This window comes from Phyllobacterium sp. 22229, assembly GCF_052056495.1.
GTDB classification, from domain to species: Bacteria; Pseudomonadota; Alphaproteobacteria; order Rhizobiales; family Rhizobiaceae; genus Phyllobacterium; species Phyllobacterium myrsinacearum.
On the sequence record NZ_JBQEPA010000080.1, the window covers coordinates 1 to 303 of the forward strand.

A 303-nucleotide genomic window follows, 5' to 3' on the forward strand; every position below is an offset into this window, starting at 1 on the left:
CATGGCGGGCGGCGACGTTCCGAACGCGTTGCTTAAGGTATAGCTGATGCTGACCGCGCCTGATGCATCGGCTGGCGCGATATAGGTAATGGTGGTGCCTGATACGGTCGCGCTGCCAAAAGCCGGAGGGGTAACAATGGCGGCTCCTGTGAAGGGACCGCCGGTAGCGCCGTCCGTCAGGTTTACCGTCACCGGTGTTCCCGCCCGTGTGGTGACGGAATGGGCCGCGGCCACCGGCAGCGGATTGACCGTCAGCGTAATCATGGCGGGCGGCGACGTTCCGAACGCGTTGCTTAAGGTATA

The 303-nt window shown here is 63.0% G+C and carries 1 protein-coding gene; it reads right to left on the bottom strand.

The genetic code is table 11. From position 1 onward, the window contains the following. Positions 1-303 (bottom strand): Ig-like domain-containing protein (locus ACTJJ7_RS28150; RefSeq protein ID WP_440969518.1); only part of this gene is annotated, 303 nt, incomplete at both ends.